Origin of the sequence: Erythrobacter sp. YT30 (assembly GCF_001542875.1) — a bacterium.
Classification (GTDB): Bacteria; Pseudomonadota; Alphaproteobacteria; order Sphingomonadales; family Sphingomonadaceae; genus Erythrobacter.
This window is the reverse complement of record NZ_LMAF01000002.1, coordinates 916,783-932,280: the sequence shown is the minus strand read 5'-3', so window position 1 is coordinate 932,280 and position 15,498 is coordinate 916,783. Positions and strand designations below refer to the sequence as shown.

At 57.6% G+C, this 15,498-nt stretch carries 14 protein-coding genes; 5 read left to right on the top strand and 9 right to left on the bottom strand.

Going from position 1 to position 15,498, the window contains the following annotated elements:
* Positions 1-52: 52 nt before the first annotated feature.
* The 5 genes from AUC45_RS09055 to AUC45_RS09035 form a co-directional block, all read right to left on the bottom strand.
* Positions 53-835, bottom strand: coding sequence for a head GIN domain-containing protein (locus tag AUC45_RS09055; RefSeq protein WP_067601348.1), 783 nt, complete (start codon positions 833-835; stop codon positions 53-55).
* A gap of 132 nt (positions 836-967) precedes the next feature.
* Complete coding sequence (locus AUC45_RS09050) at positions 968-1,501, bottom strand: CarD family transcriptional regulator (protein ID WP_067601339.1); 534 nt, start codon at positions 1,499-1,501, stop codon at positions 968-970.
* A gap of 279 nt (positions 1,502-1,780) precedes the next feature.
* Positions 1,781-2,119 carry a ferredoxin FdxA gene (fdxA, locus tag AUC45_RS09045; RefSeq protein ID WP_067601331.1) on the bottom strand — a complete coding sequence of 113 codons (339 nt, stop codon included), beginning with the start codon at positions 2,117-2,119 and terminating at the stop codon, positions 1,781-1,783.
* 16 nt (positions 2,120-2,135) lie between these two features.
* Positions 2,136-2,462: a S4 domain-containing protein gene (locus tag AUC45_RS09040; RefSeq protein ID WP_233998634.1), complete on the bottom strand. Its 327-nt coding sequence runs from the start codon at positions 2,460-2,462 to the stop codon at positions 2,136-2,138.
* A gap of 10 nt (positions 2,463-2,472) precedes the next feature.
* Positions 2,473-5,160, bottom strand: coding sequence for a helicase-related protein (locus tag AUC45_RS09035; protein ID WP_067601329.1), 2,688 nt, complete (start codon positions 5,158-5,160; stop codon positions 2,473-2,475).
* A 324-nt stretch (positions 5,161-5,484) separates the two neighbouring features.
* Between AUC45_RS09035 and AUC45_RS09030 the strand changes: the two genes are divergently transcribed.
* From AUC45_RS09030 to AUC45_RS09010, 5 genes are all read left to right on the top strand, one after another.
* A complete protein-coding gene (locus tag AUC45_RS09030) occupies positions 5,485-7,107 on the top strand; it encodes a M23 family metallopeptidase (RefSeq protein WP_082701063.1) in 1,623 nt (540 codons plus the stop codon).
* Positions 7,108-7,178: 71 nt separating this feature from the next.
* Entirely contained in the window at positions 7,179-8,174 is a 996-nt protein-coding gene (gene hemB, locus AUC45_RS09025) for a porphobilinogen synthase (protein ID WP_067601323.1), read from the top strand.
* Entirely contained in the window at positions 8,167-8,733 is a 567-nt protein-coding gene (locus AUC45_RS09020) for a GNAT family N-acetyltransferase (protein ID WP_067601320.1), read from the top strand. The genes hemB and AUC45_RS09020 overlap by 8 nt, the downstream gene beginning before the upstream one ends.
* Positions 8,726-9,283: a GNAT family N-acetyltransferase gene (locus AUC45_RS09015; protein ID WP_067601317.1), complete on the top strand. Its 558-nt coding sequence runs from the start codon at positions 8,726-8,728 to the stop codon at positions 9,281-9,283. The genes AUC45_RS09020 and AUC45_RS09015 overlap by 8 nt, the downstream gene beginning before the upstream one ends.
* Positions 9,280-9,855 (top strand): gamma carbonic anhydrase family protein, encoded by a 576-nt coding sequence (locus AUC45_RS09010; protein ID WP_067601314.1) that lies wholly within the window; start codon positions 9,280-9,282, stop codon positions 9,853-9,855. Before AUC45_RS09015 ends, AUC45_RS09010 begins: the two co-directional genes overlap by 4 nt.
* A 252-nt stretch (positions 9,856-10,107) precedes the next feature.
* On the opposite strand, the gene AUC45_RS09005 is transcribed toward AUC45_RS09010, so the two are convergent.
* The 4 genes from AUC45_RS09005 to AUC45_RS08990 all read right to left on the bottom strand — a co-directional run bounded on the left by AUC45_RS09005 (position 10,108) and on the right by AUC45_RS08990 (position 15,495).
* Positions 10,108-10,620, bottom strand: a complete 513-nt coding sequence (locus AUC45_RS09005) for a DUF1993 domain-containing protein (RefSeq protein WP_067601311.1) — start codon at positions 10,618-10,620, stop codon at positions 10,108-10,110.
* 65 nt (positions 10,621-10,685) lie between these two features.
* A complete protein-coding gene (locus AUC45_RS09000; RefSeq protein WP_067601308.1) occupies positions 10,686-12,311 on the bottom strand; it encodes a cisplatin damage response ATP-dependent DNA ligase in 1,626 nt (541 codons plus the stop codon).
* A gap of 28 nt (positions 12,312-12,339) precedes the next feature.
* Positions 12,340-13,371, bottom strand: coding sequence for a ligase-associated DNA damage response exonuclease (locus AUC45_RS08995; RefSeq protein ID WP_067601305.1), 1,032 nt, complete (start codon positions 13,369-13,371; stop codon positions 12,340-12,342).
* Between the two features lie 39 nt (positions 13,372-13,410).
* Entirely contained in the window at positions 13,411-15,495 is a 2,085-nt protein-coding gene (locus tag AUC45_RS08990; RefSeq protein WP_067601302.1) for a S9 family peptidase, read from the bottom strand.
* Between the last annotated feature and the right edge of the window lie 3 nt (positions 15,496-15,498).

Below are 15,498 nucleotides of genomic sequence, written 5' to 3'. Positions count from 1 at the left end.
GTGCGCAGCCTCGCAATGCAAGCCGGGATTAATCCGAGCAGTTCAGCCCGCCCTATTCTTCGGTCGCTTCGCTGGTGTCTTCTGCAGGGCTAGCGGTTTCGGCAGGCCTGCAATTGAGCGTCCCAGAACCAAAGCTGCTGAGGCTGCATTTCGCACTCCCAGTGACGTTTATATCGCCTGATCCACCTATGCTGGCTTCTACTGTTCCGTTCGACTGCAGGGCTACATCTCCCGAACCGCCAATGGATATCTCGACATCATCAGCCATGACCTCATCAAAGTTCACGGTTCCTGAGCCACCGATTGAGATTTCGAGCTTCTTGACCTTGCCAGAAGCGGTTATCTCACCGTTCCCGCCCATTGCAACTTCCAAGCTATCAGCATCGAGTTCGCCGATCTGGATTTTCCCTGAACCGCCAATGGTCGCCTCTGCATCTTTGGCCACTGCCGGCGTTTCTATCTCGCCGCTGCCGCCGATTACCAGCTCGCGCGGTGTCGCCATGGTGATGCGCACAGTTGCCGCACCTTTTGAGTTCCAACCATCCTCGCGCGTAACGCCAATCATATCGCCATCGCGTACAAACCGGAGGGCCGCCACAGAATCTTCGTCGCCTTCAACGGTGATATCGAGTGCGTCTCCTTCAGTGACGATCACTTTGTCTCCACCAGACACAACCAGTTCGTCAGGAGCAGAACCGCCCATATCGAGTTCGGAAAGGGGCACGCCATCCTGGCCATTAATGGTAACGTTGGCATTGCCGCTGCATCCTGACAGCAGTGCCCCCAAACCCAATGCAGCAATGGGTAAAGCGCGCTTCAAAATCCGGTCGACCATCAATTTCCTCCACCTGAACACAAACCGTATTGGTGATATAATACACCGCGTCAGCGAGTTCAAGCAATTGACGCAAAAAGGGCCGCCCATTTCGGGACAGCCCTTGCTGATGTTTCGAAGAGTAGCTTCAGATCAGCTGTCTTCGGTATTCTCGTAGTATTGTGGAGCGTGTTCGCGCAGCACTTCGAGGATTTTTTCAAGCGCTGCAGGTTCATCAGTCTCTTCCATGGCAGCAAGCTCGCGTGCCAGACGGCTTGATGCAGCCTCGAAAATTTGCCGTTCCGAATAGCTTTGTTCGGGCTGATCATCCGGGCGGAAAAGATCGCGTGTCACCTCGGCGATCGATACGAGATCACCGGAGTTGATTTTCGCTTCGTATTCCTGCGCACGGCGAGACCACATGGTGCGCTTTACCTTGGGCTTGCCCTTGAGCGTTTCCATTGCCTCTTTCAAAGTCTTGTCCGAAGACAGCTTGCGCATCCCGATCGATTCAATTTTATTCATCGGTACACGCAGCGTCATGCGCTCTTTTTCAAAGCGCAAGACATACAGCTCAAGCTGCATGCCGGCGATTTCTTCATTCTGAAGTTCGATTACACGGCCAACGCCGTGCTTTGGGTAAACAACATAGTCACCAACGGTGAAAGCAGGCTCATTGCTAGCCATGCGTGTTCCTTTCGTTGAGCCTCACCCGAATTTCGCCGAAAGAGAGGGTTATCCGGTGCGGTTGCTTTCAATGGGAGAAAACACCACCCGGTTCAAAACCGTCTTTTGGAGATATCGTAAGGGTGCCGGCCTTTCTGGTTTTCCTGCCGCTATCGAGACCCGAAACTAGCGGTTGGACCTTTACATAACACAATCGCAACAAAATTGCGAGTCGCTGTTGCAACCAGCATTAATGTGGGAGTGATTCAGGGACTGCACGCGCAATTTTGCGCCTCGCAATTAGTCGCCTTCGCCAGGTTCCGCGCTGAAATACTTTTCGAATTTGCCCTTTTCACCCTTGTGATCATCGGCGTCCGCTGGCGGCTCTTTCTGGCTCGTAATATTGGGCCATTCGGCCGAAAACTTGGTGTTCAGTTCAAGCCACTTTTCGAGACCGTCTTCGGTATCGGGCAGAATCGCTTCGGCTGGGCATTCAGGTTCGCACACGCCGCAATCGATGCATTCGCTGGGATTGATGACCAGCATATTCTCGCCTTCGTAGAAACAGTCCACTGGGCAGACTTCCACGCAATCGGTGTATTTGCATTTGATACAGTCATCGGTGACGACATAAGTCATTGCTTGGCTTTCATACTTAAGCTGTGTGCGTGCTACGCGCTTTACGGTCACTTTCGCCGCGGTCAAGCTCGCGATAATGACACTTGGCAAGTGTGGCTGATGTGCGGCGCTGTGGCAGAGCAAGGATTTCAATTATCCTAACTTCGCCGCCGATCATCAAGGTGAGGACATCGCCAATAGCGATCATCTCACTTGGGCGCTGCACATGTTTTCTATTCCTGCGTAAAGTGCGACGCGTGATCATGGCCTGCGCGATCGATCGGGTCCGGGCAAATCGAAGATAGACGAGCGCACGATCAATCCGCATGGATTGAGGGGCTTCATCAGGAGCCCTCTCTTTCATTCAGGCTCGCTCATTTGCGCAAGAGATCGGCCAATCCGTCGAATGCGCCGCTTGCCCTCGCCGGACCGGTGTCGGGTTTGCGCGTGGCTGGCCGCTGAGACTGCTTGCGACCACCATTGTGGCCTGGCTTGCTTGGTGCATTTGTTTTTGGCTTTTGACTTGGCCGTCCTTTTCCTTTGGCTTTTTGCGCGCTTCGCTGCCTTCGTCGATTATCGCCAGCACGGCGGGGCCGCCATGTCCAAAAGTCGGGTGCGAGGGGGCCATGCGCGCCTTCTGCCAAGGTCCTTGCACGGTGTAGTCTGAAGCCCGCGCTTCCCAGCAATCGGCGGGCGTTCTCCTCTTCCAGTCCGATTGAAACGGGCAGAGCAAGATCAAGCCGAAAGCGCGGGGACTTCTCCTTTCTGCCATCCGGCTGACCGTCTATTGCTTTGCCGCGCTCTTCGAAAGCCGCGCGCAGGATCTTCTCGGCCAGATCAACTCTGATCGCTTGTCCGCCGGCCGGTCGATATCCTGCTGGCAAACTTTTGCTCTCCGCCAAAACCGGCAACATCGATTTTTGTAGGGGACGTTTGTCGAGACCGAGTTTGTGAAGCAACTGGCGCGGCCCCGGTTTCAGAAGGTCGCGCGCAAAGATATCCAGCGCGCCGAAAGTCACGCCAAGCCTTCTCAAGAAAGGTCGCGTCTCCTTCGGTAAATGCTGAAGACCGGCCTTCTCCCGGCTGACAACTCCGCGAGCGTCAACGAGCGTAATCAGGAGCGCGCGCGCTTCGCTTCCCGCGTCAGGATCGCGAGCTGCCTCGGCGAGCTTTTTCAAAGGTTCCAACGGTCCGAGCTGTGCCGCTACCCATTCGCTCAACCCATTTTCAAGCGCTGTCCGTGGTCCATCGGGCAGCATCGCAATCTCGCGCGACAGGGCAATGCGAGGGGCTGCAAAGTCATCGCCAAAAGCAATGTCAGCCAGAGTTCGGCCCTGCCATTCAATCGAGCCATTTTTGAGCGTGAGCTCAGCAAGACCATCGGTGAGCAACCACTCTGCTCGCTTTGCCAATATGCCAGGAAGCGCTTTTTCGCCTGCGGCGAGCAGCATCTTACGATCGGCCAGGGTCGCATCAGGATCGACAGAAAAGCGGAATCCATCAAGCTTGCCGATGCTCTCGCCTTCGACGGTCATGCGGCCATCAGCTTCAAGTGTGACGGGCAATGCACTTGCATCCTGACCCAGGGATTTCATCAGTATTGTCGTCCTTCGATTCACAAATCTCTCAGTCAGCCTCGCGTGAAGCGCATCTGACAATTTGGCTTCAACGGCTCGAGCGCGGGCTGCCATTTCATCGCGAGCCAGAACCCAATCGGGTCGCTGGCAAATATAGGCCCATGATCGGATCGCTGCGATCCGGCCTTGCAGCGTATCAATGTCGCCCGATGTCTGGTCAAGCTCTGCAATTCTCGCTGCGACGAAATCCGCCCCGAGATAGCCCTGCGCCAAATCCTGCCATAGCCGAGCAACGAACCGGGCGTGTGGATCCACGCCCAGCTGTCGGAAATCGGGGAGCGAGCACGCCCCCCAAAATCGCCGCACAAGGCCCGAGCCTTTGATAGTTTGAGCAATCGGCTCGCCCGCAAGCCTTTTGAGCACAGCGAGATCGATCGCTTCCGGGGCCGCTCGCAGTGCCTGTTCCTGTGGTCGCCGCTCCAGATCACCGATCAGCACGGAAAGCGTGTCAAAGCGCGGCTCCGCCTCGCGCCAAAACAGTTTGGTAATGGGCTGGAATTGGTGTTCTTCGATGGCATAGACTTCTTCGTCCGTGAATTCGAGCGGTGCGCCGGAGCGATCGCCTCCTCCGGCAAGTGTCCCAAAGCTGCCATCGCGTTGGTGACGTCCGGCGCGTCCGGCAATTTGGGCCATTTCAGCAGGCGTCAGCCTGCGCTTGCGCTTACCATCGAATTTGCTGAGCGCTGCGAAGGCCACATGATGCAGGTCGAGATTAAGACCCATGCCAATCGCATCGGTTGCGACGATGTAGTCCACTTCACCATTTTGAAACAATTCTACCTGCTTGTTTCGCGTTTCTGGTGAAAGAGCCCCCATCACAACTGCGGCGCCGCCGCGAAACCGACGCAAAGCCTCGGCCATGGCGTAAACCTGCTCGACCGAGAAGGCGACCACGGCACTGCGCGGCGCAAGGCGGGAGAGTTTCGCGGGTGCCACATGGCTCAGCGTGGAAAATCGCGGGCGCTCCTCGCATGTCGCATCTGGGATTAGCGACTTGACCATCGGCTCGAGCGTTGCCGAACCCAAAATCATCGTCTCTTCACGGCCACGTGCATTCAAAAACCTGTCGGTAAAGATATGACCGCGTTCCGGGTCCGCTCCGATTTGCGCCTCATCGATGCCGACGAATGCATGCCCCCCGCCCAGGCGATCCATTGCTTCCATGGTGCAGCAAAAATATCGCGCATCTGGCGGTTCTATGCGTTGCTCGCCCGTGATAAGTGCAACCGCCTTGTCGCCCTTGATCGCTCGCACCCGATCATAAACCTCGCGCGCGAGCAGACGCAGCGGGAAGCCCATCATTCCCGAAGAATGTGCGCACATTCGTTCAATTGCGAGATGCGTCTTGCCCGTATTGGTTGGTCCAAGAACGGCGCGCACTTTGTGATCGGCAGAAGGGTTGTTGGGGGAGGGCACTGCAATCATATAAAACCGGTAACCTTACTGTCAGGTGAGGATCGACAGGGCAAGGCGGGCGAAGCGGTTTGCCCTCAACACACTCGAATCCAGACGAAAACCGAGCCGAGGAACTTGGTGAGATCTCAATTTCTCTTGATTGCATCTTATAAGGGAAACACCTTATCGCTTCGCATTGCCGCACAGGCTGTCCGTTAAGTTCACATTTACCTAGTTCAGGCACAGAATTCGGGACGTTCAGTGATTGAACCATGCTCCGGCACTTGAAGCAGGAGCGCAAAAGAAGGCTGGGGAAAGCTCGCATTGGATCACGCACGCGCCATTGATGACTGTATGTCAGCATATGGAGAAACTGCTTCAAGCTCGGATTTTCCCTCCGACGAAGGGCCATTTTCGCGTGCTGGGCATAGGGTATTTCGTATTACGCGAGAGCCCAAGCGATCCGGTTTTGCGGGACGCTTTGATAGGTATCGCAGCGCTTTGAGCGATCGCCTAGCACATATTGATCTAGCGCCCGACCTTGCTGAAAATATCGGCTCTCTCCATTGGTTCCGCGGAATGCTGACAATGCTTGGCCTTGGGGCGCTCGCTCTTGCGCTATGGCCCGACATGTCGACGGCGAGCGCGAGCGCAGCGATGCCCGACACACCCGATGTCCATGGCGAGCTGCGAAGTCAGATGATCATGCCGCTTGCCCTCGGCGGAGATAGCGGCCGGCGAATGGGTCCCACTGCTTTTGTGAAACCACTGAAAAGCGCTCCTGAACGTCCACAGATTGAATTGATGGCGACCTTGGCCGAAGACGATAGCTTTTCGCGCATGTTGCGCCGCGCGGGTGTATCAGCATCCGACATTGGCGATGTGAGTGCGCTTGTCGGCGGGGCGATGTCCCTTTCCGAAATCGAACCGGGCACGCAGATGGACTTAATCCTTGGGCGCCGTCCTGCACCCGGTGCTGCCCGGCCGCTCGATGTTCTCAAATTCCGCGCTCGTTTTGATCTTGAGCTTAAAGTTGCTCGAAACGGAGCCGATCCCGAGACCGGGCAGGGTGGAAGTCTCTCACTCGTTCGCAATTTCATCCGTGTCGATGATACTCCGCTCAGGGTGCGCGGCGAAGTTGGCTCTAGCCTATACCGTTCGATGCGAGCGGCCGGTGTGCCAGCAAGCGTGGTCCAGGAATATCTGCGCACGCTCGACAATCAAATCGACCTTGATCGCGAGGTCCGCGAAAGCGATACCTTTGACATTATACTTTCTTATCGCCGCGCGGAGACGGGCGAACGCCAAGCGGGTAAATTGCTCTATGCTGGCGTCGACAGGGATGGAAAACCGCGCACGCAATTGATGCGCTGGGGCGAGAAGGGGCAATTCTTTGAAGCATCTGGTGTGGGAGAACAGCGCCGCGGATTGATTCAACCAGTGAACGGGCCAATCTCATCCCGCTACGGCATGCGCCGCCACCCGATCCTTGGTTACCGCCGAATGCATGCCGGGCAAGATTACCGAGCGCGCAGCGGAACACCTATTGTCGCTGTAAGCGATGGCCGTGTCGTTGGCGCTGGCCGGATGGGTGGCTGCGGTATTGCGGTTCGGGTGAACCATGGAGGCGGCTTGGAGACGCGTTCGTGCCATATGAGCCGGATGGCTGTGCGCCGCGGGGAGCAGGTTCGGCGCGGACAAGTCATCGGATATGTCGGTTCGACCGGACTTTCCACCGGCCCCCACTTGCACTTTGAGATGTACCGGAATGGCCGTGCTGTGAACCCGGCGAGCGTTCGATATGTAACACGCGCCGCGCTTTCAGGGGTGGAATTGCTCAAGTTCAAAGAACAATTGACCACACTGAAACTGGTTGAGCCCGGCGCTGCGCTGGAAGATCTCACACCGAAGGTTGAGCAAGTCGAAGAGCCAGCGCGCGAGATTGAAAAGATCAACTCCACAAAGCGCGTGGATTGAACCGAGCGGCGACTTTGCCAAATACCGACTTCGATTGCGCATAACCTGTCAATTCGGTTAGACGTCGCCGCATGACAGGACGTTATCCCAACACTCGCATGCGCCGTGCGCGCGCCACTGGGTGGAGCCGTGCGCTCCACCGCGAAACGCAATTGACGCCTGCCGATCTGATCTGGCCGCTTTTCGTTACCGAGGGTGATGGAGTTGAAGAGCCCATTGCGTCCCTGCCCGGAGTCTCCCGCTGGTCGGTCGATGGGATCGTTGCGCGGGCAAAGGAAGCGGTTGATCTGGGCGTTCCGGTTGTTGCTCTCTTCCCCAACACCCAGCCAGATCGGCGCAGCGATGATGGTGCCGAAGCTCTCAATCCCGACAATCTGATGTGCCGAGCGATCCGCGCCATCAAAGAAGCTTGCGGCGATCGGATCGGAGTGCTCACCGATGTCGCACTCGATCCGTACACCGCCCATGGGCAGGATGGCCTATTGGACGATACGGGCTATGTTTTAAACGATGAGACTGTGGCGGTGCTGGTTGATCAGGCGCTCAATCAAGCAAAGGCAGGCGCTGATATTATCGCCCCTTCGGACATGATGGATGGCCGCATTCACGCGATCCGCATGGCCTTGGAAATGAACGGACATCCCAATGTCCAAATCATGAGCTATGCCGCAAAATATGCGAGCGCGTTTTACGGGCCTTTCCGCGATGCGGTTGGGTCGGGCGGTCTCCTTAAAGGCGACAAGAAGAGTTATCAGATGGACCCGGCCAACAGCGATGAGGCTTTGCGTGAAGTTGAGCTCGACATTGCCGAGGGTGCCGATAGCGTTATGGTCAAACCCGGCCTTGCCTATCTCGACATTATTTGTCGCGTTCGCCAGGAGTTCGGCGTTCCTGTTTTCGCATATCAAGTCAGCGGCGAATACGCGATGATCGAAGCAGCGCAATCGGTTGGCGCGGGCGATAGGGACGCGTTGCTGATGGAGAAACTGCTGGCGTTCAAGCGTGCCGGCGCAAGCGGCATTCTTACCTATCACGCGCCAGTTGCCGCCCGTCTGTTGAATGGCTGACTTTATTCACGAAACGGAGCGGCTCGTCCTGCGCGACTGGCACGAAGAGGATTGGCCGGTCTTCTGGCGGCACTGCAATACGCCTGCGGTAATGCAACATCTGGGCGGCCTCGCAGATCAGGCAGAAATGGACGCAGCGCGCGAGAGACTTGAAGGCTACCGCCGCGATCATGGTTTCACGTTTTGGGTGGTTGAGCGAAAGCCGGATGGCGGTCACCTGTCTGGCGAGCTCCTCGGCTTTTGCGGACTTAAGCGCTGCAACGAGGAGAATGGACCAACCGGCGATGTCGAAGCGGGTTGGCGCCTTCGCGAAGAAGCGTGGGGCAAAGGCTATGCCAAGGAAGCGGCCACCGCGACGCTCAAGCTTGGCTTCGAACAGTTCGGTGCGCCGCACATTATTGCGCTGACCGTGCAGGAGAACACACCGAGCTGGGGCTTGATGAAACGGCTCGGCATGGAGCGCCGCGAAGACCTGGACTTTGAAAGCAACACCTTCGGGCCCGAATCCGTCATCGTCTATTCGATCACCCGCGATCAATGGCGACAGGCCAATGCGTGAGATCATCCTCCAGACCAGGCGGCTCGATCTTTGCAAAATCGGCGAAGGTGATCTCGATGCGCATTTCGAAGGTCTCAACACGCCTGCCACCATGGAGCGGCTTGGCGGGGTGAAGACCCGCGAAGAACTGGCCGAAAAGCATGAGAAAACGCGGCAAGCGTGGGAGGCCGATGGCTTTGGGTTCATGCTTGGCTGGGAGCGCAGCACCGGCGAACTTGTCGCCAATTGCGGTGTGAAACGCGTCGACAATCCCAACGCCAGCAATCAGGGCGATCACGAAATCGGCTGGCTGGTGCGAGAGACCAAATGGCGTCAGGGCTTCGCCGAAGAGGCTATGCGCAGCGTTATTGACTGGGCGATTGACGAGATTGGCGCCCCGTATCTTGTCGCATTGACCAGCGAGCGCAATGTCGGCAGCTGGAAGCTGATGGAAAAGCTTGGCATGGAAAGGCGGCCTGATCTCGATTTTACCGATCCTGCTTTTGATCCAGAAGACAATCCGACGATCCAATATTCGCTAACCCCAAGTCAGTGGGAGCAACACAAATGACCAGCGATCCACGTTTTCCCGGCGTGCATATCATCCCGATCCACGGCAAGTCGCCCAAGATTGACGACACCGCTTTTATCGCGCCGGGCTGTTCGATCATTGGTGATGTCGAGATCGGGGCTGGCAGCTCGATCTGGTATAATTGCGTGGTGCGCGCCGATGTCTTCAAAATCCGCATTGGAGAGCGGACCAACGTGCAAGATGGCAGCGTCCTTCACTGCGATCCCCCACGCCCCAACGATCCTGATGGTTGCCCGCTGATTATCGGGGACGACGTGCTCATCGGACATATGGCGATGGTTCATGGCTGCACGATCCATGATCGAGGCTTTGTCGGCCTTGGTGCGATAGCGATGAACAAGTCGGTGATCGGTTCCGACGCGATGCTGGCCGCCGGCGCCATGCTTACAGAGCGCAAGGTGATGGGTGAGCGCGAACTGTGGGCGGGCCGTCCTGCCAAAAAGCTCAAAGACTTAAGCGATGCTGCGATTGCAGGCATGAAAATCGGTACCGCGCATTATGCAGAGAACGCCAAGCACCATGCTGAGGCGGTTTCCGAGGCCATGGGCTGACTTGCCGCTTGCGCTTTTAGGGTGACAAAGGTGACACCCTGTCACCTTAAGCTACTCATCACAAAGTTTTGAAAAACAATGATAAAGCTGCATTGTGAGCTGGGTGACGGACAGGGGGGCAGCAGCCTTTTCCAGCCCGCGTGATTGCGTTCTGCAAAAAGAACTGAGTTTTTTGCAACGTGTTTGAGGGCTAACGATCAGAAAGAGCCGCGCGAAGCATGGCGGCGGTTACAGAAGTAGGAAAGCGCCTCTTCAGCTAGCGGGCGCCCTGATGTATCGCATCATATACGGTACGAAATCTGCTTTGCCGACTTCGATGCCTTCTTTGCGCAGGATCGAATAGGCTGCCATCGTATGAAAGTAGAATTGCGGCACAGACCAGTCGCGCACATATTCCGCCGCCGTCATATCGAACGTCATCCCGTTGGGAATTGCGAGTTCAATAGCCGCATCATCGGCGACAAATTTGAAGTTTTCCCATTCCGCCAATTGCATGAGCGTTTCATCCACGCGGGCCTGCGCTGCGGCAATTGTTGCGGGGTCATCCTCGCTTGAAGTGAATTCGATCCCCGCAATGCGCGCCATCGCTTCGCCAACCATATTGCAGAGGAAGCGGACTTGAACACTGAGCGGGTGCATGTCTTCGGCAAGCCGCGCTGAGAGCAGGGCATCGCCGCGCGGATCGGCCGCAGCCTTGGCGAGCAAACCTTTCAGCGTGCCGAGCATTTGGCGCTGGGTTGGGACGAGTAGGTCTTTGGCATTCATGATTGGTTCTCCCGTTCGCTCAAGACATAACAGGAAAGTTTTGATTTGCAACTTATATGCGACACTCAGTCGGGGACCAGCGCTTTCAATGCGTCAATCCGATCCGCTTCGTGCACGGGTTTGTCCCAGCGAATGCGATGGATGCGCGGAAAGCGCATGGCGAGGCCTGACTTGTGACGTTTGGAAGTATGGACGCTGTCGAATGCCACTTCGAACACCAGAGTTCTCTCCACTTCGCGCACGGGTCCAAAGCGGTTGAGCGTTGTCTGGCGAACCAACCTATCAAGCTTTTTGAGCTCGGCATCGGTAAAGCCAGAATAGGCTTTTCCCACGGGGAGCAATTCCGCGCCCTGATCCGGGTCTCCAGCCCAGCAGCCAAAGGTGTAGTCGGAATAGAAGCTCGATCGCTTACCGCTGCCACGCTGCGCATACATCAGCACGCAATCGATCAGCAGCGGATCGCGTTTCCATTTGTACCAAAGGCCAACCTTGCGCCCAGCTATGTAAGGCGCATCGCGGCGCTTGAGCATCAGCCCCTCAATCGCTTCATCGCGGGCGGTCTCGCGGATCTCGGCAAGGTGATCGAAATCGCGCGCTTCAACCACAGCGGAAAGATCGAAATGGCTATCGGGGAGACGCTCTACCAGATTTTCCAGATGCCCGCGTCGTTTCTCCCATCCATGTTCGCGCAGGTCCTCGCTTTCGATAAGGAGCGCATCGTAGAGACGGACAAAGGCAGGCGCCTCGGCGAGCATTTTCTTGGAGACCGTCTTGCGGCCCAGCCTTTGTTGAAGAGCGTTGAAGCTCGCAGCCCCGCCCTGTTTATCTGACCCTGCTTCGCCGCCTTGGGTAGACCCTCGCACAAGCAGCTCGCCATCAAGAACTGCATCCATCGGCAGCACATCAAGAAGCTCGGGAAAGGTTGCAGAGATATCATCGCCCGATCGCGAATAGAGCCGTGTTTCCGCTTCGCCATTCGCATCCGTCACCCGGCACAATTGCACCCGGATGCCATCCCATTTCCATTCGGCTGCATAGTCGGAAAGGTCGACCCTGGTGTCTTCGAGAGGGTGCGCGAGCATGAAGGGACGGAACCTTGGACGCCCCTCAATATCGGGCGGGTCGCCTCCTTCGGCGGCCCATTGAAAGAGCTCTGCATAGGGCGGATCAATGGCGTGCCAATACTCCTCGACATCGTCGAGCGACACATCAAAGGCCTTCGCAAACGCGGTCTTGGCAAGTCGGGCTGAAACACCGATCCGCATCCCACCCGTGGCCAATTTGATAAGCGCAAATCGGCCATTGGCATCGAGCCTGTCAAGCAGCTTTGGCATTTCTTTGTGAGCGTTCACACGCGTGAGACTGGATAGCGTCTCCACGGTCTGCGTAAGTGTAAGAAAATCGTTATTTTCCAGATCAGTACTTGGCCAAAGCAGGCTAGCCGTCTCTGCCGTATCGCCAACGAAATCCCGGCTCAATGTCCACAAGACAGGGTCCACCCGACCCTTCATCAAATTGCGGATGGTAGAGCTCTTCACCGCGGGGAAATCGAGCTCTCCTGTGAGCGCTCCCAAGGCCCATCCACGATCAGGATCGGGCGCATTGCGGAGATACTCGGCAATAAGCGCGAGCTTGCGATTACGGCTGGTGGTGTAGACCAGCGTATCGAGCAAGGTTGCGAAGGCTTTCATCTATCCGTGCCTGCAGCCAGAGAACGCGTCACTCATCCTCATCCTCGCGTCCGACTAAGGCCAACGCGCGGGCCTTGCGCTGGCCAAGCTCGCACCACCGGAGCAGCGCCTCTTCGCGGCCATGGGTGATCCAAGTCTCGGCTGGATTCACTTCTTCGATTGTCTGCGTGAGTTCATTCCAGTCCGCATGGTCCGAGATGACCAGCGGCAATTCGACCCCGCGCTGGCGTGCGCGCCCGCGCACACGCATCCATCCGGAAGCCATGGCGGTGATCGGATCGGGCAGACGCCGCGACCAGCGATCATTCAGCGCAGATGGAGGAGCGATGATGATGGCCCCTCGCATATCGTCCTTAGTGTGATCGCTGACGAGACGCAGGTCGCCCAGATCAACTCCGTGCTCTTCATAGAGGCGGCACATCTTCTCCATTGCGCCATGCAGATATATCGGATCGTGATGACCGGCGAGCCGCAATTCAGCAATCACCCGCTGCGCTTTTCCGAGCGCATAAGCACCCACAAGAACGCATGCCTCAGGGTTGGTTGAGAGCGCCGCGAGCAATTTTCCCATCTCCTCCTCAATCGGAGGATGAGTGAACACGGGGAGGCCAAAGGTCGCCTCGGTGATAAAGATATCGCACGGCGTTACCTCAAACGGAGCGCATGTTGGATCGGCGCGCCGTTTGTAATCGCCCGTGATGACAACCCGCTCGCCAGCATGCTCCAGAAGGATTTGCGCTGAGCCTAAAACGTGGCCTGCCGGGATGTAGGTCGCATCGACGCCCCCGCCGAGCCGGATGGTTTCGCCATATGCAACCGGGATGGCCTTGTGCGGAATGTCGCCAGCGTCATCCTCGGCGCCGGTGCGGTATCTCAGCTCCATGATGGCAAGCGTTTCGGGCGTTGCCACCGTTTCGCCGTGCCCACCGCGCGCGTGATCGGCATGGCCATGCGTGACCAATGCCTTGTCCACCGCGCGGCCAGGATCAATCCAGACATCGGCAGGGACAATATGGACGCCCCACGGTTCGGGCCGGATCCAGGAAAAGGGCGCGCTCATCGGTTGTTCAACCGTTGGCCCCGCGCGCCCGTTCCCAAATCAATCCTCGGCGCTTGCCTCTTCGCCTTTGCGGTACCTGTCGAACCACGCAATCACGCTCGCCGTACGAGCGGCTTGCTGGCTGGGCGTTTGGCTAAGGTTGTTGTGGCTGGAATCAGGCGTCACGACGAGCGCCGTATCCACGCCCACCAGTTTCAGCGCGCCATAGAATTGCTCCGCCTCGCTGCGCGGTGTGCGGTAATCATCTGCGCCAACCAGAACCAGCGTTGGCGTGGTCACATTGTTGACGATCGAAAGCGGACCGCGCTCCCAGTAATGGTCTGGCCGTTCCCAAGGCTGACCGCCCATCCAATAGCGCCCGAAGAAGGGAACACCGTCCGCCATAAGCGCTTGGCTCACCCAGTTGATGACGGGCTTATGCGCGGCTGCGGCCTTGAACCGGGTCGTCTTTCCGACAACCCAAGCGGTAAGGATACCGCCGCCGGAGCCGCCAGTGACATAGAGGTCATCCTCTTTGGCATATCCTGCTGCGATGGCCGCATCGACTGCCGTCATCAGTTCATCATGATTGCTGATCGGGTAATTGTCCTCGATCCGGTCGGCAAACGCTTCGCCATACCCGGTCGAACCGCCCGGATTGGTGAACAGCACGGCGTATCCGGCGGCGTTGTACAGATGGTAGTCGGCCGAAAATTCCGGACCATAAGCAGCGTATGGACCGCCATGCATTTCGAGAATCATTGGAACGGTGTCGCCGTCTTTATATCCGTGCGGAAGCTGTATCCAGGCAGGGATAGTCGTTCCATCGGCTGCGGTCACAGAAAGCTCTCGCGTTTCGCCAAGGTCTTTCCCGCCAAGGCTCACTTCGTTGAGCGATGTGAGCGTCCGCGTGCGGCCACGCGAGGATACGCCAATGTCAGGCGGTCTCACAGAACTGGCGGTGGTGAACGCAATCGCACCGCCATCGCTGACGGACCATTGCCCGCCCGTATAGGGAAGCGCGTAATAGGGGCTGCCAATCCGCGGCGCGAGCGGGGAGACATTGCCATTGAGGCTAACCCGCGCGACGCGATGTTCGCCATCATCCTCATAGCTTGCGTAAAGGCCGCTATCGGTCCACTCGATCCCATCAATCCCACGGTCGAGATCGCTCGCAAGCTGGCGCGAACCAGAGCCATCGGCGTTCATAACGTAGAGATTGGTTTGGTCGAATGCATTGCCCACATCGTCAAAGCCAAGATAGGCGATCTGCCGTCCATCAGGGGAGACCTGCGCGCCGAAATCGGGCCCCACCCGATCGGTGATCTGGGCGATTGCGCCGCTTGCCACATCGAGCGAATAGATCTGCGCGCGCAGCGGCTCCAGCTCCCAATCCTCGCTGCGATTGGCGCTGTAATAGAGTTTCGAGCCATCAGGCGACCATTCGACCGCGCCGCCATTGCTGTATTCGCCAAAGGTCAACTGCCGCGGTGCGCCGCCTTTGGCGCTCACGACAAACAGCTGCACCGTGCCCGGCTTCACATAACTGCCTCCGTCACGGCGGTAGGTGACCTTGTCGATGACCTGAAGCGGCTTGCCCCATTCCGCGCCTTCAGGCTTTGCAGGCGTTGCGCCAAGGACAAGGCCTTTGCCCGGAACACGGGCTGTGAAAGCGAGTTGTGTGCCATCGGGCGACCAAGTGACACCGCTTGGTCCTTCGGGAAGCGCTGTGATGTTTGCGCTCGCACCCGACCGCATCCAACGCACATGCAGTTCCGGACCACCACCGCTCGCAGTCGAGATGTAGGCGAGTTTCGAACCATCGTCCGACCAGCGCGGGCTGGAATGCGATCCTTCGCCAGCGACCAGAGGGGTTTCCGTCCCGCTTGCCACATCAATCAGCCAGATGGTGCTTTTGACGCCATCGGTCATTATGTCATTGGCGCGCCGGACATAGGCGATTTGCCTGCCATCGGGGCTGATCTGCGGATCGGTGCCGACGGTCAGATCAAAAATGTCATCGCCGCTGAAAGTGCGCGCTTCGGCTGCGGGATCCTTTTCCTCATGATCGTCAGCCAATGCGGGCTGCGCGGCAAAGGTGAGCGAGAAGGCGGCAGCGGCGGACGCCAGAAAAGTGTGCTTCATGAA